20 protein-coding genes are annotated in these 23,152 nt (G+C 64.8%); 4 read left to right on the top strand and 16 right to left on the bottom strand.

All coding sequences use genetic code 11. The features are described from left to right. Positions 1 to 148: 148 nt before the first annotated feature. Both Pla175_RS20980 and Pla175_RS20985 read left to right on the top strand, forming a co-directional pair. Positions 149 to 1,537, top strand: coding sequence for a TrkH family potassium uptake protein (locus Pla175_RS20980; protein WP_145290140.1), 1,389 nt, complete (start codon positions 149 to 151; stop codon positions 1,535 to 1,537). Between the two features lie 27 nt (positions 1,538 to 1,564). Continuing rightward, positions 1,565 to 2,230, top strand: coding sequence for a potassium channel family protein (locus Pla175_RS20985; RefSeq protein WP_145290143.1), 666 nt, complete (start codon positions 1,565 to 1,567; stop codon positions 2,228 to 2,230). 96 nt (positions 2,231 to 2,326) lie between these two features. Here Pla175_RS20985 and Pla175_RS20990 read toward each other — a convergent pair whose 3' ends face one another. Continuing rightward, the gene (locus tag Pla175_RS20990; protein ID WP_145290146.1) at positions 2,327 to 2,572 is read right to left on the bottom strand and encodes a hypothetical protein; all 246 of its coding nucleotides are present in this window, start codon (positions 2,570 to 2,572) and stop codon (positions 2,327 to 2,329) included. Positions 2,573 to 2,900: 328 nt separating this feature from the next. Here Pla175_RS20990 and Pla175_RS20995 point away from each other — a divergent pair, with 328 nt between their 5' ends. Next, entirely contained in the window at positions 2,901 to 3,239 is a 339-nt protein-coding gene (locus tag Pla175_RS20995) for a hypothetical protein (protein WP_145290149.1), read from the top strand. Positions 3,240 to 3,492: 253 nt separating this feature from the next. Here Pla175_RS20995 and cysN read toward each other — a convergent pair whose 3' ends face one another. From cysN to thrS, 6 genes are all read right to left on the bottom strand, one after another. Continuing rightward, positions 3,493 to 5,424, bottom strand: coding sequence for a sulfate adenylyltransferase subunit CysN (gene cysN, locus Pla175_RS21000; RefSeq protein ID WP_145290152.1), 1,932 nt, complete (start codon positions 5,422 to 5,424; stop codon positions 3,493 to 3,495). A gap of 44 nt (positions 5,425 to 5,468) precedes the next feature. Next, positions 5,469 to 6,323: a hypothetical protein gene (locus tag Pla175_RS21005; RefSeq protein ID WP_145290155.1), complete on the bottom strand. Its 855-nt coding sequence runs from the start codon at positions 6,321 to 6,323 to the stop codon at positions 5,469 to 5,471. Positions 6,324 to 6,432: 109 nt separating this feature from the next. Then, positions 6,433 to 6,762, bottom strand: coding sequence for a DUF5615 family PIN-like protein (locus Pla175_RS21010; RefSeq protein ID WP_145290158.1), 330 nt, complete (start codon positions 6,760 to 6,762; stop codon positions 6,433 to 6,435). Next, positions 6,740 to 7,075 carry a DUF433 domain-containing protein gene (locus Pla175_RS21015; protein WP_197527032.1) on the bottom strand — a complete coding sequence of 112 codons (336 nt, stop codon included), beginning with the start codon at positions 7,073 to 7,075 and terminating at the stop codon, positions 6,740 to 6,742. Before Pla175_RS21015 ends, Pla175_RS21010 begins: the two co-directional genes overlap by 23 nt. 55 nt (positions 7,076 to 7,130) lie before the next feature. Then, positions 7,131 to 8,042 carry a sulfate adenylyltransferase subunit CysD gene (gene cysD, locus Pla175_RS21020; RefSeq protein WP_145290164.1) on the bottom strand — a complete coding sequence of 304 codons (912 nt, stop codon included), beginning with the start codon at positions 8,040 to 8,042 and terminating at the stop codon, positions 7,131 to 7,133. 198 nt (positions 8,043 to 8,240) lie between these two features. After that, a complete protein-coding gene (thrS, locus tag Pla175_RS21025) occupies positions 8,241 to 10,253 on the bottom strand; it encodes a threonine--tRNA ligase (RefSeq protein WP_145292222.1) in 2,013 nt (670 codons plus the stop codon). A 417-nt stretch (positions 10,254 to 10,670) separates the two neighbouring features. On the opposite strand from thrS, the gene Pla175_RS21030 reads away from it, so the two are divergent. After that, on the top strand, positions 10,671 to 11,480 hold the full coding sequence (locus Pla175_RS21030; RefSeq protein WP_145290167.1) for a hypothetical protein: 810 nt from the start codon (positions 10,671 to 10,673) through the stop codon (positions 11,478 to 11,480). Between the two features lie 107 nt (positions 11,481 to 11,587). On the opposite strand, the gene Pla175_RS21035 is transcribed toward Pla175_RS21030, so the two are convergent. The 9 genes from Pla175_RS21035 to Pla175_RS21075 all read right to left on the bottom strand — a co-directional run bounded on the left by Pla175_RS21035 (position 11,588) and on the right by Pla175_RS21075 (position 23,055). Beyond that, positions 11,588 to 12,595, bottom strand: a complete 1,008-nt coding sequence (locus tag Pla175_RS21035; protein WP_197527033.1) for a S49 family peptidase — start codon at positions 12,593 to 12,595, stop codon at positions 11,588 to 11,590. 240 nt (positions 12,596 to 12,835) lie between these two features. Next, the gene (locus Pla175_RS21040) at positions 12,836 to 13,987 is read right to left on the bottom strand and encodes a S49 family peptidase (protein ID WP_145290173.1); all 1,152 of its coding nucleotides are present in this window, start codon (positions 13,985 to 13,987) and stop codon (positions 12,836 to 12,838) included. A 140-nt stretch (positions 13,988 to 14,127) separates the two neighbouring features. Next, on the bottom strand, positions 14,128 to 15,015 hold the full coding sequence (locus tag Pla175_RS21045) for a fimbrial protein (RefSeq protein WP_145290175.1): 888 nt from the start codon (positions 15,013 to 15,015) through the stop codon (positions 14,128 to 14,130). 94 nt (positions 15,016 to 15,109) lie between these two features. Next, positions 15,110 to 16,402 (bottom strand): glycosyltransferase family protein, encoded by a 1,293-nt coding sequence (locus Pla175_RS21050; RefSeq protein ID WP_145290178.1) that lies wholly within the window; start codon positions 16,400 to 16,402, stop codon positions 15,110 to 15,112. Positions 16,403 to 16,576: 174 nt separating this feature from the next. Next, the gene (locus tag Pla175_RS21055; protein WP_145290182.1) at positions 16,577 to 17,707 is read right to left on the bottom strand and encodes an ABC transporter permease; all 1,131 of its coding nucleotides are present in this window, start codon (positions 17,705 to 17,707) and stop codon (positions 16,577 to 16,579) included. A 237-nt stretch (positions 17,708 to 17,944) separates the two neighbouring features. Next, complete coding sequence (locus Pla175_RS21060) at positions 17,945 to 18,883, bottom strand: hypothetical protein (protein ID WP_145290185.1); 939 nt, start codon at positions 18,881 to 18,883, stop codon at positions 17,945 to 17,947. Positions 18,884 to 19,047: 164 nt separating this feature from the next. Next, entirely contained in the window at positions 19,048 to 20,793 is a 1,746-nt protein-coding gene (locus Pla175_RS21065; protein ID WP_145290188.1) for a 30S ribosomal protein S1, read from the bottom strand. Positions 20,794 to 20,973: 180 nt separating this feature from the next. Further along, complete coding sequence (fhcD, locus tag Pla175_RS21070) at positions 20,974 to 21,861, bottom strand: formylmethanofuran--tetrahydromethanopterin N-formyltransferase (protein ID WP_145290190.1); 888 nt, start codon at positions 21,859 to 21,861, stop codon at positions 20,974 to 20,976. Positions 21,862 to 21,984: 123 nt separating this feature from the next. Next, the gene (locus Pla175_RS21075) at positions 21,985 to 23,055 is read right to left on the bottom strand and encodes an STN domain-containing protein (RefSeq protein ID WP_145290193.1); all 1,071 of its coding nucleotides are present in this window, start codon (positions 23,053 to 23,055) and stop codon (positions 21,985 to 21,987) included. Positions 23,056 to 23,152 lie beyond the last annotated feature (97 nt).

A 23,152-nucleotide genomic window follows, 5' to 3' on the forward strand; every position in this document is an offset into this window, starting at 1 on the left:
TTGGCCGGGGGAGCGAAACCGGCTGTCCAACGCCGCGATCGGGCCGCGGCGGTCTATTTCGACTCTCGGCCGGTTTTGGTAGAACCCCCCGACAGGTCCGCCTCGCACCGGGGCCCCCCCGTGTCACCAACGCCGCACGTTTGCCCGCATGGCCAAAGTTACCGGTCCCGTCGCCCAGTACCCGGCGCGGGCCTCGCTCATTTGCTACGTCGGCCTGATCGTCGTCGGTTGGTTGGCCCTGATGGTCCCCGCTTGCCGGGTTGATAGCGCCCTCCCTATCTCGGTAGACGACGCGCTTTTCACCGCAACCAGCGCCGTGTGTGTTACGGGCTTGATCGTCCGCGACACCGCCACGGAGTTCTCCTTCCTGGGGCAACTGGTGATCTTGGCGCTGATCCAGGTGGGCGGGGTCGGGATCATGACGGTCACCACCTTCATCGTGATCCAGTTCGACCGCCAGAGCAGCCTGCGGCAACGCGCCCTGCTGGCGGAAACGATCGGCGCCGCCGAGGGGAAAACCACCGACCTCCGGCGGATCTTGGCGCGCGTGCTGTTGTTTGCGGCGCTGTTCGAGGCGGTTGGCGCCCTGCTGCTGTTCGCGCACGCAACGCTCTGGCTGCGGCGCCCTGTATTGGAATCGGCGTGGCATTCGATTTTTCATTCGGTGTCCGCGTTCTGCAACGCAGGGTTTGCGTTGGAGACCAACAGCCTGGAGGGCTACCGGGGCGACTGGGGCGTCAATCTGATCATCGCCGTGCTTATCATCTCCGGCGGCCTGGGCTTTCCCGTCATCCTCGACATCCAGCGCAACCTTAAGTTTGGCCTCCGCGACGGTTGGAACCGGCTGCAGCTCCACTCGAAACTCATGCTCACCGGCACCGGCGTTTTGCTGGTGCTGGGCGCCGTCGCGATCCTGCTGCTGGAGTGGAACAACGCCCTGGTGCGGATGCCCTGGCACGAGCGGGTGCTGGTGTCGTGTTTCCAATCGGTCACCTGCCGGACCGCCGGTTTCAACACCATCCCGATGGGTTCGCTCAGCAACGCGTCGCTGCTGGTGAGCATGCTGCTGATGATGATCGGCGCCGGCCCGTGCTCTACCGCGGGTGGGTTTAAGGTGACCACAGCCGCCATCCTGCTGGTGCGGGCGTGGAACACCTTCCGCGGCTACACCCGTGTGAACCTCTGGCGCCGCACGCTGCCAGACGAGAGCATCGACCGGGCGAACGCCACGCTGATGCTGTTTGTCGCCATCGCGGTCACGGCGTTGATTATGTTGCTGTCGATTGAATCGCCCGACCCGGAGCAGTTCTCGACGCGCAACTCTTTTATGCAGTATTCCTTCGAGGTGATCTCGGCGCTCGGGACGGTGGGTTTGAGCACGGGCATCACGGCGTTTGTGAGCGTCCCGGGCCGGCTGGTGCTGATCGCGCTGATGCTGTTGGGCAGGTTGGGGCCGATCTCGACGTTCGTCGCCCTCTCGCACGGCGAACGCCGCAACCCGGTACAATTCGTCAACGAAGAACCCCTGGTAGGCTAACGCCCAACCGCAACCGCTGAACTTGCTATGGCCGAATACAAACACTTTGTCGTTATCGGGCTCGGGTCGTTCGGCAGCGCGCTGGCGCGGCGGCTGAGCGAGCACGGCGGGCGTGTGACCGGCATGGACCAGAGCGAGGACCGGGTGGAGTCGCTCAAGGACGCCCTCTACGAAGCGGTAATCGGCGACGCCCGCGAAGCAGAGACCCTAGCCCACCTGCCGATCGCCACCGCCTCGGCGGTGTTTATCAGCATGGGGGAAGACATCACCCAGTCGCTGCTGGCCACCCTGCACGCGAAGGAGCTCAAAGCGCGGCAGATCATCGTTAAAGGGGTGACCGAGGAGCACGGGCGGATCCTCAAGGCGTTGGGGGTAGACCGGGTGATCTTCCCCGAGACAGAGATCGCCAGGCAGCTCGCCGACCGGATCACGTTCCCCAACGTGATCGACTGGCTGCCGATCGACCCGGAGTACAGCTTCCTAGAGATCGCGGTCCCCGATTCGTACGCGGGCAAGACCCTTCAAGAGATTCAGGTCCGCAAGAAGTTCAACGTGTGGGTGGTCGGCGTGAAGGACGCCCTGACCGGAAAGCTGGCGATGTTCCCGGACGGCCAGTACACCCTCTCGGCCGACCAGGTGCTGCTGGTCGTCGGCAAGCAGGTCGACGTGAGCAAGATGGCCGACTTCAAGTAGCCTCTGACCGCGCGGGGCAGCAGCGCCGCGGTTTACCCCGCTGCTCTTCATGCCGCAACGCGGTTCGGGCCTCGTGGGCCTCACGCCTCGTGGGCCTCACACCTCGCCCGCGTCGAACAAGAACCGATCGACGCACGCCAGCGCCCCCAGCGCCACCGAGAACCCGACGCACGCCGCGGCCGCGATCGCGCAATGCTGAAAGCACTGCCAGGCGACGATCTCGTCGCTGCGCACCTTGAACCAAGTGATCGCCAGATAGGCCGCCCACCCGGCCGCGATCCACGCCATGAGCATCGCGATCCAGGCCGCCATTTCTACCGTCCGCTCGAATAGCCAAGCCATTTTGCAACCATCTGGTGTGTAGGGTGACCGGTTCTGTCGTCAGAACCCTCAGGATTTTAGCCCCTGAGGTCGGCCTCCGCAAAGCCGCCAAGCACGTCATGAAAAGGGAGCGTCTGAACCCGATGGGCCGCGATTCATGCCGCACCGGGGCGTCAATTCATGCGTCGCGCCGATTGTTTTAGGCTATTACTCACGTTTTCTTACACAAAACAGCACTATCTGCGGCGGCGGGGCTTTATCTAATCGACGCGTGTGTCATATTTTGACATAGGGCGAATCAGCATCGCTGGGTCGCAATTTAACTCCACTGGGCTTGCTTGAGGAAGACATGGCTAAGAAGAAGGCCGCTACCGCGGTGAACAAGAGCGAAGAGATCCGTAAGTATCGCGACGCTCATAAGACGGCGCGTCCGAAGGACATCGTCGATGGCCTGAAGGCCGCCGGCGTCGAAGTGTCGCCGGCGCTGGTGAGCAACGTCTTGGGCGCCAAGAAGAAGCGGGTCAAGAAGCGGGTGAGCGCCAAGCCGGGACCGAAGGCCAAGGCGTCCGCCGCCGGCGGCGAGTCCGTCAAGGTAGACGCCCTGATCGAAGCCGCTGGGTTCGCGGCCAAGGTGGGTGGCGTCGACAAGGCGCAATCGATCTTGAAGACGCTCGGCCGCCTCAAGTAGGCCGGCGTCGCAAGTAGTCTGCAATGCTTTCACCCCGCAGCTACACAGGGCAGCAGTAAACCTAGGCCGCATCAATAAGGTGCGGCGCTAGCGCTGGGCATGGGCCGGGGGTATGGATATACCCTCGGCCCGAATGCCTAGGCGCCCCCTTCTGGGTGGCGATCCCCGGGTCGTTTAGTCGGCCAGTCATCGGGCCGGTCGAAAACTGGCGTTACGACTTCTGGCCCAGTCGACCGCACGCGCCGGCGGGCGATTAGCCCAACAAGCCGCGTTCTTCGAGCATCTTCACGACACGGTTGGCGCACTCGTCGAAGCTTAGTTCGTGCGTCGGCAGCACCAGGTCGGGCTCAGCGGGCGGCTCGTACTCTGCGTTCACGCCGGGCAGGCTGGCGATCTCGCCGGCGTCTGCTTTGGCGTAGGCCCCCTCGGTGTCGTGGGCCCGGCACCAATCGGCCGGCGCCGACACGTGGGCCACGATAAACCGCTCACGCCCCACGACGTCGGCCGCCCGTTGGCGGACCGCCTCAAACGGCGCCGTAAACGCCGCGATCACGATCACCCCGGCGTCGTTAAACAGCTTCGCCACCTCCGCGGCGCGCCGGACGTTTTCGCTGCGGTCGTCGATCGAAAAGCCCAAGTCACGGCTCACGCCGCGGCGGAGCGATTGGCCGTCGAGCACCGCGACCGCACGGCCGCGATCAAAGAGCTTCCGCTCAACCGCGTTGGCGATGGGCGTCTTGCCCGCGGCGGTCAGCCCCGTCAGCAGCACCGTAGCGGGCTTCTGTCCGTAGCGGGCCTCGCGCTGTTGGGCGGTGACATTGCTCTCGCGTTCTTGCAGACTATCGGCGGCCTCGTCGTCCCAGTGGTCGGACGCGTCGACACTGGCGCGGTCGAGGATCATCCCCGCGCCGACGGTCACGTTCGTCACCCGGTCGATCAGGATGAAAGCGCCCGTCGAGCGGTTCGAGCGGTAGCCGTCAAACGCGATCGGCTGGTTGAGCTTGATATGGCAACGGCCGATCTCGTTCAGCGCCAGGGTCGGCGTGTCCGCCCGGTGGAGCGTGTTCACGTCGATGCGGTAGCGGAGCGTGCTGATCCGTCCCGGCGCCACCTTCGAAGCGTGCTTGATCAGGTACTCCTTGCCCGGCGTGAGCGGGTCGTCGCTCATCCACACGACCGTGGCCTCGAATTTGTCCGCGACCGACGGCAGGTTGTCGGGCCGGACCAGCATGTCGCCCCGGCTGACGTCGATCTCGTCTTCCAGGGTGAGCGTCACCGCCAGCGGCGCAAACGCCTCGTCCAGCTCGCCGTCGAAGGTGACGATCGACTTCACCTTGCTGCGGCGCTTGGACGGCAGGGCGAGCACCTCGTCCCCCTTGCGGACCTTGCCAGACGCGATGGTGCCGCAGAAGCCGCGGAAGTCGAGGTTGGGCCGGTTGACGTACTGCACCGGGAGGCGGAAGTCGATCAGGTTGCGGTCGGACGCGATGTGCACGTTCTCCAGGTGGTGCATCAGCGTCGACCCCTCGTACCACGGCATCTTCTCGCTGTGGGCGATCAGGTTCTCTCCCTTGAGCGCGCTAATCGGCACGAAGTGCTGGTCGGGCATCTCCAGGCGGGTGGCGAACTCGCGGTAGTCTCGCTTGATCTCCTCGAACCGCTCCTCGGAGTAGTCCACCAGGTCCATTTTGTTCACGGCGATCAACACGTGCTTGATGCCCAGCAGCGACACGATGAACGAGTGCCGCCGGGTCTGCGTCATCACGCCGTGCCGGGCGTCGACGAGGATGATCGCCAGGTCGCACGTGCTGGCGCCGGTCGCCATGTTGCGTGTGTACTGCTCGTGTCCCGGGCAGTCGGCGATAATGAACTTGCGCTTGGCGGTTGAGAAGTAGCGGTACGCCACGTCGATCGTGATCCCCTGCTCCCGCTCGGCCTTGAGGCCGTCGGTCAACAGCGCCGGGTCGAACCCGCCGCCTGTCGTGCCGTGCGTCGCCGAAGCGGCCTGCACCGCAGCGAGCTGGTCCTCGTAGATCATCTTCGACTCATAGAGCAGCATCCCGATGAGCGTGCTCTTGCCGTCGTCGACGCTGCCGCAGGTGAGAAACCGGAGGAGCTCCTTGTTCTCGTGCTGCTGCAGGTAGGCATCGATGTCGGTGGCGATTAGATCGGATTGGTGGCTCATTTGCGATGGACCCGAGACGGGATGACGGAAACGGTAGAAGGGATTTACTCGCGTGCGACGCTATCGAGAGCGGACTTCGCGGCACTCTGGACGTCTTCTGCTATGAGCATTGTTTTTTCGTTTGACGAGCTCCAGTAGGGCCGAAAGCCCGGCGCAACATCTTTGACACTCAACGCGACGTCAATTTCGTCTAGGGACCTCTTGTCCGCGAGCTTCGAAAGGCAATGGATAGCGTGTATGCGTTCGCAGGCGTCGCCGTTCCTGAGTTGCTGAACGTAGTGCTCACGCCACTCCAATGTCCGCGGCACCAGCAAGCTGAACAATTCGTCTGTTGACTCGAACGGGAACTGAATGTCTGCGCGCACCATTAAACCCTGTTCCTCGATCAATTCGGGCCCTGGCCGCCAAGGAGTGCGTGACGACTCCGGCAGCTCGACAGGCGGGGACGCTTGAATTCGGTCATTGATCGCATCGATCAACTCCGAAGCTGTCAATAGCACGCGTCCAAACTGGGTCACGCCGTAGGAACTCCCGTGCATGCTTTGCTTTGTGACCATAGATAGCGGGCGCCCTATCCCAATTTCCCCCAGCAAGAGCGAGCCCTCGCTAACGAATACGACGCGCTGCTTGCCACCTTTCGGAGGGATGCGCCAGGACACACGGGTCTCCGGCGGTCTGAGATCGGAGCCGATGGCTTCACCGTCACCCTTGAGTGCAACAAGCACCCTAAGATCTGCGTCCTCATGCTCAACGATCGCGATGATGTCACTGTTATCGACCAGCCACTCGACGGTTGGGATGCCGTACCAGTTGTAGTCGCCCTGGGCATGGGTCGCGACCAGCGAGGCTACGACGCACCCAACCACGCACATGGCATTGCACTTTCGTCGGGCAATCATCCTGGAGTCTCCGGGGCTCACAAAGCGGTCCGATGAAACAACCGTCCCATTTCCATCGACTTCGCCGCGTCGCATTTCAAGGCCTGCTCCCGCAACTTGCTAGCCATGGTCATAGGTATTCGACGTGGTTCCGCATCTCGGCTTCGCTCATGCACTCGTGAACAAGGAGCAGGGCTTTGACCAGTTCGCCGATCGCGTACTTCTGGCAATGGCAGTAGCAAATGCCAAAATCCGCTTTCTCCACCATCGGCGGTCTTGTGAAGCCGATGTCGTTTGTCACCAAAGCCCGGCCGTTGACCACCGCAAACGAGAGTTGGTTTGGATCCGGCTCGCCAAGCAACGCCGCTTCCTGGCTTGTCGATACATCAACGCCCGAGCGACGCAGGGCAATGGCTAGCGACGGCGAGAGGTGTTCGTCAAGATGGAACTTTATCGCCATCGTTTCCCCTCCGTCGGATGGCGTCGGGCAGCTTAGGTGGGTAGAGTTTTCGACCCTCTTCCTCAAGCTCTACCTCTCTCTCACACTGCCTCTTGTACATCGCTTCGTTGTCCCAGTAGTACGTCATCGCGGCGTGGACATCGCCGAGTGTCAACTGGGGGAAGTCGCTAACGATCTCGCGCGGAGTCCTCCCATGCACTTCGATCCAGGCGTGGATGTCCACTACACGGATGCGGGTGCCGGCGATCACGGCCTTCTGACCGTGAGTGGCGCTGGGGACCAGTTCAATATGCTGGGTGGTGACGGGAGTCATGGCTGGGTTCCTCTCTGCCCTCATTCTAACACGGTGGGCGGGTTGGGAGCTCGATCTAGAAGTACCCTTCCTTTTTCTTCTCTTCCATCGACCCTTGCGAATCGTGGTCGATCACTCGCCCTTGTCGCTCACTTACCCGAGCGACCAGCATTTCCTGAATGATTGACGGGAGGTCGGCCGCGTCCGACTCCACGGCGCCGGTCAGCGGATAGCATCCAAGCGTGCGGAAGCGGACGTTCCGCATGACAGCTTTTTCTGCATGCTCTTTGGGCATGCGGTCGTCGTCGACCATGATCAATGTGCCGTCAATTTCCACCACCGGCCGCAGTGCCGCCAAGTAAAGATCCGGGATCGGTATATTCTCCAAGTGGATGTACTGCCACACGTCCAGCTCGGTCCAGTTTGATAGCGGGAAGACGCGGATGCTTTCCCCCTTTCGAACGCGGCCGTTGTACAGGTTCCACAACTCGGGCCGCTGGTTCTTGGGGTCCCAACGGTGGTGCTGGTCGCGGAACGAGTAGACGCGTTCTTTGGCGCGGCTCTTCTCTTCGTCACGGCGGGCGCCTCCAAACGCGGCGTCAAACTTGTGCTTGTTGAGCGCTTGCTTGAGCCCCTGCGTCTTCATGATGTCGGTGTGCACGGCGCTGCCGTGCGTGAAGGGGCCGACCCCCTGCTTCACCCCCTCCTCGTTGATGTGGACGATCAGCTCCCAGCCTAGCTCCTTACGGATCAGGTTCTCGCGAAACGCGATCATCTCCTTGAACTTCCACGTCGTGTCGACGTGCATCAGCGGGAACGGCGGCTTGCCGGGGAAGAACGCTTTCTCGGCCAGCCGGACCATCACGGCCGAGTCCTTGCCGATGGAGTACAGCATCACCGGGTTGTCGAACTCGGCCGCCACCTCGCGGATGATGTGGATGCTCTCGGCTTCGAGCTGCTTGAGGTGGGTCAGGTTGTAGGAAGTCATGGCGGCTTAGGCGGGGGAGTGGCGGGGCCGACGGATAACAATGCCGAAGAATCACCCGAATCTACACGAATTATCCCTGCAGAATAACGGCTCGCCCCCACCGGCAGGGGCCAGACGCCCCCCGCGTCTGGTGCGCGGGGCCTTTGATTCGTGAGGGCTCGATCGGTTGGTGGGCAAAAAACCGGGGGGAGGAGGGGGCTAGTACTCGTTCTCGGCGCCGGCGCTGAGGCTCACGGCGGGCGCCTGGGCGTCGGCGACCTGGCGGACCGTCCGCGCGGCGATCTCTTCCCGCAGCTTGGCGACCGCCGCGTCGAACGACATCGCCCCCTGATCGCCTTCTAGGCGGTCGCGGATGGTCACGGTCCCTTCGTCGCGGTCTTTTTCGCCGATCACGAACATGTACGGCACCAGGTCGACCTGGCCGTCGCGGATCTTCGCTCCCAGCTTGACGCCCCGGAAGTCGCCGGTGGTGCGCAGGCCCGCTTCCTTGAGCTTGGCTTCGACTTCTCTGCCGTAGGCCTCGGACTTTTCGCTCACGGTGAGCACCCGCACCTGTTCGGGCGCCAGCCACAGCGGGAAGGCGCCGGCGAAGTGCTCGATCAGCACGCCGATGAACCGCTCCATCGACCCGAGCGGCGCCCGGTGGATCATCACCGGTTGGTGGGGGGTGTTGTCGGGGCCGATGTACTCCAGATCAAAGCGGTCTTTGCTGGGCAGGTTGTAGTCGAGCTGCACGGTGCCGAGCTGCCATTCTCGGCCGATACAGTCGGTGACCACGAAGTCCGCCTTCGGCCCGTAGAAGGCCGCCTCGCCCTGTTCGATCGACATCTCGGGGAGGTTCATCGACTCGCAAACCGCTTGCAGCTCTGCTTCGGCGCGGTCCCAAACCTCGGGACGCCCGACGTACTTGTCGCTGGTCGGGTCGCGGAAACCCAGCCGCACGCGGTAACGGTCCATCCCCAGCGACCGCAGGACTTCTTGGGTCATCTCGATGCAGGCACGGAACTCGCCCGCCACTTGGTCTTCGGTGCAGAACAGGTGGGCGTCGTCCTGGGTGAAGCCTCGGACGCGGGTCATGCCGTTCAGCTCGCCCGATTGCTCGTACCGGTACACGGTGCCGAACTCGGCCAGACGCACCGGCAGGTCGCGGTAGCTGCGCGGCTTGGCCTTGTAGATCATGATGTGGTGCGGGCAGTTCATCGGCTTGAGCAGGTAGCGCTCGCCGTCTTCCATGTCGATCGGCGCAAACTGGCTGTCGCTGTAGTACGGGTAGTGCCCCGAGATCTCGTACAGCTCGACGCGGCCGATATTGGGGGTGTAGACGCTCTCATACCCGCGGCGTCGCAGCTCCCCCTTGAGGTAGTCCTCGAGCGTCTGCCGGATCACGGCGCCCTTGGGGAGCCAAAGGATCAGGCCCGAGCCGACCTTCTGATCGATCGTGAACAGGTCGAGCCGCTTGCCCAACTCGCGGTGGTCCCGCTTCTTCGCCTCTTCCAGCCGGGCCAGGTGCTCCTGCAGGTCCTTCTTGTCGAAGAACGCGGTCGCGTAGAGCCGCTGCAGTTGCTGCCGGTTGGCGTCTCCTTTCCAGTAGGCGCCCGCCACGGACAGCAGCTTGAACGCCTTGCCGATCATCCCGGTGCTGGGGACATGGACGCCCCGGCACAGGTCGACAAACTCCCCCTGCCGGTAGAACGAAACGTGCGACTGATCGCTCAGCCCGGTCTCGATGTGCTCTACCTTGAATTCTTGAGCCAGCTCGCGGCAGAGCGTGATCGCCTCGTCGCGGGGCTTATTGATCCGCTCGAACTCCAGGTCTTCCTTGACGATCTTCGCCATCTCGGCCTCGATCGCAGGGAAATCCTCCTCGGAAAGCGGCTCCTCGAGGGCGAAATCGTAGTAAAAGCCCCCGGCGGTCGTCGGCCCAAAGGCGAGCTGGACCCCCTTATGCAGCCGCATCACCGCCTGAGCCATCACATGGGCGGTGGAGTGTCGCAGGATGGCGAGGGCTTCTGGGTCGCGTTTGGTGATCAGGCGAACCCGCACGTCCCCTTCCGCGGGGAGCGGGGCTGACAGGTCGGCTTGGTCCCCCTCAACAACGGCGGCGACAGCGGCCTTGAGCAGTCCTGCGCCGATATCCGCCGCCAGATCGCGACAAGTGACGGGGCGGTCAAAGTGGCGTTGGCTCCCGTCGGGGAGCAGCACGTTGGTCATCTCAAGCGGCAGGGAAAGGGAGGGGCTGGTTTGCTTCAACTCGTGGGAGTATAAGGAGTTGAGGCGGATTTGCCTACGCCGCATCCGGCCTTGCCGCAGATGGCCAGGACGGGCTCTGGCGGCTAGTGGATCGGCCGCCAGAAACCTTCCGGATTTTCCAAACAAAACACTTGCAAGGTCGCAAGCCGCGTGACTATTATGAGTCCACGCAGAGTGCGGGTACGCCCCTTTTTCGAGTCGACCTCCTGATCTGAGACCTCCAAACTCTTGGAAAGCTAGTGATCTGAGTCGATTCTGTATGGACGCTGCCCAGTGCAGACCCTTTTCGACAGGATTCGTTTAGACAGTACACCGTGATTTTCACTACCACTCAGTTCGCGTCACAGTAAGACGCGAAGAAGCTTTCAGGAGGTGCTCATGTTGCGAAACAAAATGACCCTCGCGGGGATTCCCGCGATCTTTTCTCTCGTCTGCCTCTGCGCTCTTGCCGTTCCCAACGGCGCGCAAGCCGCCATCATTTACGGCGACTTTAGCGATGTCCCCCCCGGGGGCGTGATGTATCTGGATGTCACCGAGAGCTCCTTCTCGGTGCCCGTCCCTCCGAACGCCCTGTACGGCGCCCCGACCGCCACGGGCAACAACCTCGACTTCGACCCCTCCGCTTTCGGCGTTAGCTCTTCGGGCGGCAACTCTGGGGTAGTCGACGGTCAAGTCAGCTTCACGATCATGGCGCTCCCCGGTGCTGGCCTGACGAGCTTTGTGATCGCCGAGCGTGGCGACTACAGCTTTACCGGCGTGACCCCAACGCCGGGCACCTTTGTGTCGGCAAGCGCCGGCGCCACGGTGACGGTCTTGGAAGTTGACGGAGTGGCGTTGGCGAACCCGATCCTGCTGTTCGCTTCCGACACGTTCGTAACGGACTACCCCACCACCGGTGGGGCGCCCTCCACCGGCCTGAAGTCGTGGTCGCTCAACACCACGGTCGACCTGGGCCCGTCGCTTCCCGTCGGGTTTGTTAGCGGCGCCTCGAAGATCGAGGTCTCGATCAACAACCAGCTCAACACCGCCACGACCCTGGGCAACCTGGCCGCGATCGCGAAGAAAGACTTCACGATCATCCCGGTTGGCGACCTGATCCCCAACAACGTGGTTCCCGAGCCGGCGACGTTGTCGCTCGCCGCCCTGGCTTGCCTCGGCTTGGTCGCGGTCCGCCGCGGGAAGAAGTAGCTCCATCTGACTCGGTTGCTTTCGGAAGAGAGCACCTCCGAAACGCAAAAGGGCCGCCCGGGTTTTACCCGGGCGGCCCTTGTTTCGTGGCGTCAACGCGGACGCGATCACGGGCCGCCGTTCTTTTCGTACAGCGGCTCCGGCTGCCACAGGTACAAAAATAGCGGGAGTTCGGCGCGTTGCGACCCCGGAATGCTCAGCGGCGATGCCCCCGTGCCGGGCGTGTTCTGCGTGATGTCGTAAGAAGTAAGTGCGCGGTCGTTGCTGCGCCGGTACATCACGGTTTTCGCCTCAGACACGCCGCCCAACTGCTTGGCCGCTGCAATCGCCTCGTCCAGGTAGCCTACGTGATCGACCAGGCCCTGCTCGATTGCTTGCTCGGTTGTGAACACGCGCCCGTCGAACACGGTGCCGGCAAACGCGGTCGCGTTGGTTTCCTGGGGGTTGCGCGGACGACCTCCCGGCAGTTGTTCGACGATTTGGGGACGAGACTCAACGATCGTGCTTCGCAGCAGGTGGTGGTACTCGGATGCAATGCCTTCTAGAACCTTCTGCTCTTGAGACTCAAGGCCACGCAACGGGCTGCCCATATCCACCATCTCACCGCTGCGGATGGCCCGCTGAGCAACCGGTGGAAGCTCTAACGCTAGCTGACCACTGTTGTCTTCTTCGTCTACGTCGACCTTCTCTAGGTCGTACAGGTTCAAAATGACGCCCAATCCGCCGGTAACCGTTGAAGGCCCCGCATAGACCGCGTCGGCCGCCGAGGCCAAGTAGTAGGCGCCTCCGGCGCCGACGTCCATCAAGCACGCGACCACCGGGCGGCCAGTGCGGCGTCGAAACTCAACGAGGTCGTGCCGCATCATATCGGTCGCCGCCACGGATCCGCCGGGGCTGTTGATCCGTAGAACGACCGCCACAACGCAGGGATCTGCGTCCGCCGCATCGAGCTTCTCACGGAACAGCGAGACGGGGTTCTCGCCCATGGATTGCGGCCCGGTCAGGTTCCCGTTGACCAGCAGGCCATCGACGTCGATTACCGCCACCTTGCGAGCCTGCCATCGGCTGCCGGCGAGCACGTAAGCATTCACGGGCCTGACGTTGCGATCGAGCACGGCAGAAGCCGCGATAGCGCCCTTTGCCTTAACGTCGCCTCGCATGCTTACTTGTGACGGCCCCGAGGCGCAGCCTGCCGCCAGGAGTACGACCGCGGACCACAGTCCTGCGCACCGCGTCGGGCATCTTGGCCAGGATAGAAACATCATCGCACCGAGTGTCGCTGGGGTGGCTAGAGAATGGCGCTAAACTCGCAGCGATCGGCGCCCGGGTTGGCGGTTCCCGCAGGCGCGACCCGCTCAAGGGCCGCCATTCTTTTCGTACAGCGGCTCTGGCTGCCAGATGTAGAGGAACATCGGTAGCTGTGCACGGTCGTAGCCCGGGATACTAAGCGGCAGCAGGCCGCCTCCGGGTGTGTTCTGTGTAATGTCGTACGGAGTAAGCGCGCGGTCCGTATTGCGTCGGTAGAGCACCGTCTTCGCGGTCGTAACCCCCCCGAGGCCACGCGCCGCGGCCAGCGCGTCGTCAAGATAGCCGACGTTGTCGATCAAGCCGAAGTGTAGGGCCTGCTCAGAGGTAAACACCCGCCCATCGAATACGGTGCCGGCGAACTCGTTGGGCAGCTTGCCGGTGGGAGCACTAGCGCCGGTCGCCCCGTTGCGGTCGCCAGGCACGGGTACTTCTTCGGGCAGTCGCTGAACCAGTTGTGATCGCGCCTCCATCACGGTCGCTCGGAGCCGGCGGTGGTACTGCTTGGCGATATCCTCCAGCACGGTTTTCTCTTCTTCGACCATGGCGCGCGTCGGGCTGCCGATATCGACCATCGCGCCGCTCTTGATTGCGCGCTCGAAGATGTTCTGCTGGCTTAGGGCGTCCTCCATATCGTAGAGGTTCAAGATCACCCCTAGCCCGCCGGTCACCGTGGTTGGGTGCGCGTACACCGTATCGGCAGCGGTTGCTAGGCAGTAGGCGCCGCCGGCGCCGACGTCCATCAAACATGCGATCACCGGCAGCCCGGTGCGTAGCTTGAAGGCGACCAGGTCGTGTCGCATCATGTCGGTCGCCGTGACCCCGCCGCCGGGGCTGTTGATCCGCAGCACGACGGCCGCCACGCAGGGGTCGGCGGCCGCGGCGTCCAGCTTCTCGCGGAACAGCGCCACGGGGTTCTCGCCCATCGACTGCAGGCCCACGAGGTTGCGGTTCACCAGCACCCCATCGACGTCGATCACCGCGATCTTCGGGGAGCACTTGGGGCTGCGCGGCAGCGCCCTAGCAGCAACCGGGGTGACGTTGTTGTCGATCACCGTCGACGTCTTCATCGCCCCTTTGGCGGTGATATCGCCGCGCATGCAGACGTACGCCGGGTGGTTCGAGCAACCCGCCACAAGCAACGCGAGCAGCGCGACGCCGTGGCGTGTGTGGATTAGCAGAGTGGGGGCAGAACGGGGCATAGCGCGCCGGCGGTGCGAGGAACGTACGGAAGAACCGTTGCGTTCGGTAGCATCGTCAGCCGCGTGCAAGGGGCTACAAACGCTATTCCCCCAGCCTCGCAGTTTACCCAGCCGCGCAGGTTGCGGCGGGTGCTGGCGCCCTAGGGGGCCGGCGCCGTTTGCGCCACCGCTTTGGCCACCTGAGTGAGCAAAGCCACGTACTTCTGCTGGTCGAACGTCCGCACGCAGGCGGCCTTGGCCAGCTCGGGGGAGAAGGGCACGTCGGTCCCCGGCGGGAGCGACTCGACGGCAAACGCCGTGGCGCTGGGGATGCCGAGCATGTTGAACTGGCCGCCGTCGACGTGCATCCGGCGGTTCTCGTGCAGGTTGGGGGGCAGCAGTTGGGGCGTGGCGTCGATCAGGCGGAAGTCGGCGCCGGGGCCCGGGTCGTCCATCGCCCAGACCAGCACGCCCAGGTCGCCCGTCCGCCGCGAGACCCAGATGAAGTACCGCGCCGTCGTCAGCACGTGCTTGCCGTCGCGCAGCAGGAGCGTCGGCGCGTCGATCACCATCCCGTACCTGTAGCGGGCGGTTTGCTGCGTGTCCTTGAGGGCCGCTTCGTTCCCCGAGAAGACCGAGCCGCCGATGAAGCCAAGGTTGGCCCCAAGCTGGCGGTGCGTGTCGCTGGTGATCACGACGTTGCGTCCCCCGATCGAAGTAGAGAAGCCGATCGCGGCCTTCTCTAGCACGTAGCCATCGTCGCCCTGCTGCACCACGTTGGCCAGCAGGATCAGGTTGAACAGCTCGGCGTACCGCGTGACGGTGCTGTTGACCACGCTGAGGTCGCCGGAGGTGAGCTGGCCGCGGACGAACAAAATCGGGTTCGACCACCCCTGCACGGTGTCGCCCCCCACCACCACGCCGCTGGGGATGCGCGTCAACGGTCGCGGCTGGAAGTCCCAGCCGGCGCCCCCTTGGGCCAGGCAGCTAGAGGCGTAAAGCGCGAGTGCAGGCAGAGCGAGCAGGGCCCGGACGGTGCTGTTTCTCATGGCGGACACAGGCGGGGTTTCTGGGAGGTAGGACGCCAATCAGCAACGCATCCTACGCCCACTTGGTACGCCAATCCATCCCGATTGTTCGCCGCTAGGCGGCTGTCCGCATGCCGGCCGGGTCGGAATCGGCGCCCACCGAGCCCCAGTCGATCAGCGCCGCAGAGGGGGGCAGGCCCATCCGCTCGCGGAGCCGGGCGGTCCAGTGGGCGGTGAAGTTTTCTGCCGAGTTGTACCGGACAAACCCTCGGGCGCCCTCGTTCGGGCGATGCCCCGCGGAGCGATCCAGCGCCCGCCGGACGCACGCCGCGAGCTGCTGGGGCGACCCCGCCGGCTCGCAGCCGGCCGCCACGCAGGCTTCCCCAAGCCCGAACCGCCGCACCACCGCGCCGCACCAGCCGTAGTCGGCGCACACCACCGGCTTGCCGGCGGCGACGGCGCGCGTGACGACGCTGGAGGAATAAGGGTGCCCGGAGTACAACGCGGAAACCGCGTCGCTCGCCGAGAACGCGGCGGCGAACTCGTCCGACGAGAGCATCCGATCGAGCAACACCACCCGGCCCGAGCGGACCAGGTCGGCGTACTCGCTTTCGATGAGCGTGCGGATGCTTGGCTCGCAGCGGCCCGCCAGCAGCAGCCCATCGCCGGGCGCGAACAGTTCGGGGTGCTCCCGAAAGGCGCGCAGCAGGGGCGCCACCCCCTTGTTGTGGCGGAGTTGCCCCAGGACCCCCAGGCGCCTCCCTGCCAGCGGCACACCGAGCCGCCCCCGGGCCTGTTGCAGCGGGACCAGCGGCTGGTGTTCGACGGGGTCGGGCAGCGGGCGGCTCTTGCGGGCCAGCGGCCCGTAGCTGGCCGCGCCGAACGCGGCCGCCTGTGGGTCGAAGCTGAAGACCGTACGCCACGGCTCGTGGGAGAGCTTGCGGAAGCGCTGCCAGCGACGAAAGTTGGCGCGCCACCGCGACCGGCGGTCGAGGCACGGGTAGAAATAAGCGCCGCCGATGACTAGCGTCTCTGCTTCCACCCCAGCGGCGCCGAGCAGCCGTTGCCAGCCGGCGCCGGCGGGCGCATAGCTGGCCAGGCTGGTGCCGTCGGTCACGTAAACGTGCTGGGCGCGCGACTGGGCGATCGCCTGACTAAGCATCCCGCCCACCTCCGCCACGTGCCGACGGCGCTGGACCCCGGCCTCGTGGTGCGCGGGACCGTCGAGCACAATCCGTCGCAACGAGCCGCGTCTCGCGAGGTGCGTCTGCCATTCCTCGGAACGGGCGCCCGCCGCGGAGGTAGCGAGCGTCACCTCACAGCCAAGCCCGCGCACCGCGTCGGCGAGCATGCCGACGTGGGCGTAGTGGTGGCCCAAGTACTCGGGCTCGAAGATCAGCGTGCGCACGTCGGTTCCAGCCTCCGCGGTAAAGCGGTGAGGCTAACAACGGACCCACAATCTGCGGAAGCCCAATAGCTGCCGACCTACGGTCGGCGCGTGTCGCGAGAGCCAGTCGGGCCTTGAGAACGCGCCGACCGTAGGTCGGCGGCTATCGGCGGACCTGCGACCTGCTAGCAGGGGTCAGTGTGATTGCCGCAGCGCGTCCGCGGGCGCCAGCTTGGTGGCGTGCATCGCCGGGATTACGCCGCCGAGGACGCCGACGATCACCGCCACGGCCATCCCCTGGCCGACGACGGCCGAGTCGATCCGCGAATTGACCATCATCGCCTGGGGCAGCAGGGTCAGCAGCCACACGATCAGGAAGGCCACCCCTACCCCCAACAGCCCCCCAAAAACGCTCAGCAACACCGACTCGCCGAGGATCATCTTGCCGACCCGGCTGCGGGTCCAGCCGACGGCGCGCAACAGGCCGATCTCGCCGGTGCGTTCTTGCAGCGACATAATCATCGTGTTGAGCATCCCGAGCGTGCCGACCACCATCGCGATGGCGCTGGTGAGCCACGCCATGCCGATCGCGAGCCGGATCTCCTGCAGGTTCTCCACGTGCTCCTTGGTGGGCTTGGCGACGATGCCGCGCTCCATCTTCTCTACCTCAGACTTGATCCGCGCCATCGCCTCTTTATCGTTGGGATCGTCCAGCACGATGCTGATGCCGGTTACCTGCCCCTCGCGGTCCATCATGTACTGGTGCTGCTTGAGCGAGAGCACGACCGCCGCGTTGTCGAGCTGGCTGTCCGCCTCGTAGATACCGACGATCTCGTACGGCTCGCCGGGGATCAGCTCCAGCGTGTCGCCGACGTTCTTCTCGACCGCCTTGGCGAGTCCTGCGCCCAGCATCGCCGCCGCCCCGTCGTCGACCGTTAGCTTGCGGCCCGACGTCATCCGGTAGTGGTCGAACACAAACGTGCCGGGCACCAGCCCGTTCACGGGCACCACCTGCAGGCCGTAGTCGTTGAGCGAGATGATGTCGACCGAACCGGGGATCACGTCTTTCACGCCCGGCAGCGCAGCGATCTTGTCCGAGATCTCCTCGGGGATGGCGCTGGTGAGCTTGCGGGCGCCCCCCTCGCGGGTCACCAGCATGTCGATGCCCAGTTCCTGGTAGAAGCTCTTAAAGGTGTCGAGGAACCCCGTCGAGATGCCGACAAGCGCCACTACGCTCGCCACCGCGATCGCCACCGCGCTTGCGGTCAAGAACGACCGCCATTTGCGGCGCATGACGTTGCGGAACAAGAACGAAATGAAGTTCATCGACGGCGCCGTTGGTTGGGTCTACGTTTAGTTAACCACAGAGTCTCAGAGGACACCGAGATGGGTTGAGAAAGCAGGTCAGCCACGAAAAGGCGCAAGGAGTTTTATTGTTGCGAAACAATTGAGCCCGGTCAGACCAACACTCCCATCTGCCGCCTGACTGCGACGTATCTCGTGCTTGCTTGCGCCTCTCCGAGGCAAACATCCGTCCGTTTTTCGTCTCTACGGCGGATCGACCTACTCGGCGACTTCTTCGCTAGCCTTGGCCAGCTTGCGGCGGAAGTCGGTTACGTTGTTCTTTACCACGATCGGCAGCTTCGACGCCAACAGGTTGCGGCCCTTGAACCAGTCGTACGGTTCAACAAACACGCCGTGGCACTCCACCAGGATCGCGCCCGGCTCGAACTTCAGCTCGGTGGTCTGCAGGTAGCCCGCCAGGCCGCGCCACGGTTGGGGTTCGCCGAGGTCCTCGTCCCCCTGGGCGCCGCGGGGGATCTCTTGCCAGACCGTCGGGAAGTCTTTGTCGTCAAGCATCGAAACGGGCGACATGGAAGACTCCACCAGCATCGCCTGGAAGTCGCGCCCGTCTCCCTCCACGATGCCGGCGATCATCACCTTCTCGATCAACGGGAAGCGGAACCGCGTCAGGTGGTGGCGGCTAGCGCCCTTGAGCTGAAGGTCGAAGCCGCGCTCTTGGCACTCCTGCTGGGTGAGCCCCTCACCGTACTTCTCGAACCCGTCTTCTTCTGCCTCCCTGCCCTCTCCGCCGCGTCCTCCGCCGAGCACGCTCTGCATCAGGTCCTTGTCCCGCACCACAGCGAGCTTGCCGTACGCCACGAACGCTAGATCGAGCGTCCGCACCTTGGCGGATGGGAGCTCGGCGCCCGCTTCGCCGATCGAAAGCTCAAACGGGGAAACCACGGAATCCTTCATGAACTGTTCCATCCTCAACTCGCCAACGAGCGCCGCTACCGCCGCCCGTTGGGCTTCTGCGTCCATTGACGCATCGACCGTCGGGGGCGACACGATGACACGCACCCCCTCGGCGACCTCAAACCCCTCGGTCGCCAACTCATTGACCACCGGGTGGGGAGAAAGCGGCTCCGCGGCGAAGCAGGGGCCGGCCAACAGGACGAGCAGCGATGCAAGTGAGAAGTACGTCGAGGTAGTGTGCATGATCTGCCGTTTCTGAGTCCAGTAGGCAAGGACTTGGAGGCGTGTAGGCCGGAACAAGCCCGCGGTAGCGGGCGCAGTTCCGGCATAGGGCGGGTACTCAGCCGCTTGCCGGAACGGCGCCTGCCTGCGGCGGTCTTGTTCCGGCCTACGGGATTGCGTACGACCTACCAACGCAGGCCGAACTTGTCGCCGCCCGACTTGTGGCTCATCCCCCCCTTGAGCTTCGAACGGTCCATCCGCGGGCGGTTCTCCTGCGGCTCCGGTTCTGCCTCGGGCTCGGGGCGGGACTGCTCCCGTTCGGGCCGCGCCTTGAGCGCCCGCAGCGACAGGCCGATCCGCTGTTTCTCCAGGTCGACGCTCACCACCTTGGCCTCGACCTGCTGGCCCTCGGTCACGACGTCGGTCGTGCGCATCACCCGGCCGTGGTCGAGCTCCGAGATGTGGATCAGCCCCTCGACGCCCGGCGCCAGCCGGACAAAGGCGCCGAAGTCCATCGTCTTCGAGACGGTCCCCTTGGCGTTGGAGCCGACCGGGAAATCGCTCTCGACCGTTTCCCAGGGGTTGGCGACCGACTCGCGGTAGCTCAGCGCGATCTTGCCGGTCTCGCGGTCGATCTTTTCTACCTTGACCTTAATCGTCTGACCCTCGGTGAGCACGTCCTTGGGGTGGTTCACCCGCTCCCAGCTCAGCTTGCTGACGTGCACCATGCCGTCGACGCCCCCCAGGTCAACAAACGCGCCAAAGTCGCGGAGGCTGCGGACCACCCCTTCGCGGGTCTGGCCGGGGGCGATCTCCGCCAGCAGCTTCTCGCGGTTCTCGGCCCGCTCGCGCTCCATCAGCGCACGGTGGCTGAGCACCAGGTTCTTGCGGCTCTTCTTGGCCTCGGTGATCACGCAGCTCAGCCGCTGACCGACGTACTCCTCGGGCTGCTCAACGCGGTAGATCGAGATCTGCCCCATCGGCATGAAGCCGCGGATGCCGGCCACCTGGCACTCCAGGCCCCCCTTGTTCACGCCGGTGATGTTGACCTCTACGACCTGGCCCTCTTGAACCTCGTCCCAGTTGCCGACGTCGACCGTGCCGGTCGGCATCGTGACTTCGTAGTAGCCCTCGTCGGCGTTGAGCTTGATGACAACCACTTCGACCTGGGCGCCCACCTCCGGCGGGGTCTCGCCGAACTGCCGCATCGGCAGCAGCCCCTGTTTGACGCCGCCGAGGTCGACGAACACGTCTTCGCCGTGGATCTTGCTGATGGTGCAGGTGAGGCGAGTCTCGGCCGCGATCTCGCGGACCGCTTCGCGCGAAGAGGCGTTGTCGAGGATCTCGCCCACTTCTTGCCCGGCGACCATCGCGTCGAACTCTGCCTGCAGGTCGTCGCTAAGCTGGCTGCGGATGTTCGGTGGGGGGTACTTGCCCGGAGGGGGGGAGCTGGGCTCGCGCGGCCTGTCACCGGCGGGGCCGGGCGACACCGGCTTGGCGACAGCGGGCTCATCTACCGTGCGACCGCCGATCTTGATCCGCTCGCTGGGACGGGCGTCGTCTGCGGTCGGCTCGGTCCCCGTCGCGCTGGCGAGCGCTTCGGACACCATCTCGCTGACAACCGGCGCCGGCTCGATATGCACCGGCTCGAACGAGCCCTGGTCAGCCGCGGGCGTCGGCAAAGCGGATTGACCCGGCGCTTGCTCAACGGATTGATCAGCGACGGGCGCCGGATCAACCGACGGCTGCGCCGCGGGGGCCTCGGCTGGCGCGGGCTCGTCGGGCCGCGGCATGGCGGCCTGCTCGGGGGCTGCCTGCTCGGGGGCGGCCTCCTGCGGCTGCCCCGCGGGGGGCGCCCCTTCGACCTGCTGGGGACCAGACGGGTCGCTAGCGACGGGACCAGACGCTTCCGGCTTCAACTCTTCAGACATCACTCTCTAAGCCTTGAGGGCACACCAGGCGCGCATCGTCGACGACACCGCCGACGCAGCGACCCAGAAGTCTAACCTGCCGCCATGGCTAAAAAAAGCCTCTCGCACAGGTGCAGGGACGGGCAGCCGGGGCTTCCGCTGCGCGGCGCGCCTCCTACTCCCCTTCTCAACACGCGTCCGTCAGCCCAGCAGCTCGCGCAGGTGGAAGTGGAACTTGCCCAGCTTGCCGCCGTAGTTGCCCGCGCTGATGGCCGGGATCCCCGGCCCGGCGGCGGCGTGGATGGCCCTTTGCATCGCGGCGGCCACGGCCTGCTCGTCCTGGCCGTTGATGACGATCTCGTAGGCGCAGTTGGCCTCGGGGGCGAGCTGGGTCTCCAGTCGGCCGCGGAGCGAGGGGCAAAACGCCTGGTTGGTGCTGGCGACCATGCCGGCATACTTGGCGCCCACCTTGCTGCCGCTACGCACCACCCCCCCGGGGAACGGGGTAATCGTCCCCGGCAGCGGGGCGACCGCTTCGACCGCGCGGCGCGCAGCGTCGAGCGCCCCCTGCTGCGTTCTGCTCTGGATGATGATGTTCCCGCCGGCGACCCCCTTGGCCACCCCAAACGACTCCTCACAGACAAACTCGCCGTCCATCACCGGCACACGCCAGAAGCGGCGATCGAGGTGGCGCTTGCTCTTCTGGTAGCCGTCGCCGAAGAACCGCAGGTGGCTGCCCAACGCAAACCGGTCGTCGGCCCCGGGCAGCGCGTCGAAGACCGCCGACGTGGCGCAGGTCATCACGCACTGCCCCACCCGGTTCGGGACCGCCTTGGCGAGGGCGTCGCCCGAGAACCCAAACGCCATGACCAGCGCGCCGGGCCGACCGTCGGGCGAGTCGTCCGCCGCCAGCATCCGCTCAACGCCCACCTCCGCGTCACAGCCGATCACGCTGGAGCCATAGCCGCAGAACTCTCGCAGCGCGGCGTCGAGCCAGTGCGGGTCGATCGCGGTCACGCAGAGCCGCGCGAAGCGCATGCGGAACGCTTCGGCGTAGGTGTCCGCGATGAGAGTTGGACCGATCTTCATGCCCACCAGTGTAGGCCGGAACGAGCCCCCGCAGCGAGCGCCGTTCTTGCGGGGCGGGGCGGGCGGGTCGGATGGCGAGCGGTTGTTGCGGCGCGCCGGGGGCGACGACCCAAGTCCGACAAACTAAAACTGTCCACCGCCGCCGCCGCGAAACGGTTGGCCGCCGCCACGGCTGACCAACATGCCGAGGGCCTCAAGTTGGTCGGCCACCTGAGTCTGGATGCTGGGATAGTCAAGCACGACGATCCGCGTCTGGATTGCTTGCATAAACGGCTTCCGGCCGGCCGCGTCGGGCTCGCGCGACTCGAACGCCTCCGGCACCAGCGCAGGAAGCATGTGCAGAACCTGCTGGGCGACCGAGGTCGGCTCTGGATTTTGGTCGCTGACGAGCTGGTAGACCCGGGTTGTAAGGCGTGGCGAGGGCGCGGCCAACGGGCTGGGCGCATGGCGTTGGCCCAACCGCGCAGCCTTCAAGAACGCCTGTACAAGTTCGTGACCGCGCTCGGTCTGGGAGATGACGAGCGCCCCTGGTCGGAGGGCGCGGATGTCGCTGCTGCTGCCGCCGTTCTCGGCCCAAGAATCGCTGTTCACCGTGGCGACGATCGTATCGATCAGCGAGTCGAAGTCCGAGTCGTCCGGGCGGCTTGGATCGGGTTGAAGGAGGTCGGCAACCGGGTAGACCGCGGTTGTCAGATAAGCGGCGGATTCATCTTCCGTCGTAAGAACGAGCGCGCCTCCGCGGACCGTGTAGTCAAGCTCTAGGTCTTGCAGCATCAGCCTGAGAGCGCTCCCCAAGGAAGTATTGCGGACATTCACCGTGACCGGCTCATCGGCTGAAACGCCGTACTCGTCGAGCGCGCGGCGATCGATCTGCACTTCCAGGTCGTACTCATCTCGGATGAATTCGACGACATGCTCGAGGGCCGCTTCGCTGAAGTCGAATCCAGAGGACTTGAGAGGCTCGCGCAGGGTCTGCCGGATCCGTTGGTTGGCTTCTGCATCGGCGTCGGCCCAGTAGCACGTCGTTTCGATGAGCTGGCCCGTCTTCGGCCCTGGTTCAGCGGGGGATGCCTCGTCTAAAGACTTTGGCGCCTCGGCTTCCGAACCAAACGGGTCTTGGCCGGCAAACTGCGCGCAAGCCGGCAGCGAGACCAGGCACCCCAACACGATCCACAAGCGGGCAGTGCATCGCATCACAGTTCCCCTTCAAGCGAGTGCGGGACCCGCGCCGACGTCGGCGCGCGGCTATCAGTATAGCCGTGCTTCGCTCGGGGATACGGACTCTATTGCA

Source organism: Pirellulimonas nuda, from assembly GCF_007750855.1.
In the GTDB taxonomy this organism is placed as follows: Bacteria; Planctomycetota; Planctomycetia; order Pirellulales; family Lacipirellulaceae; genus Pirellulimonas; species Pirellulimonas nuda.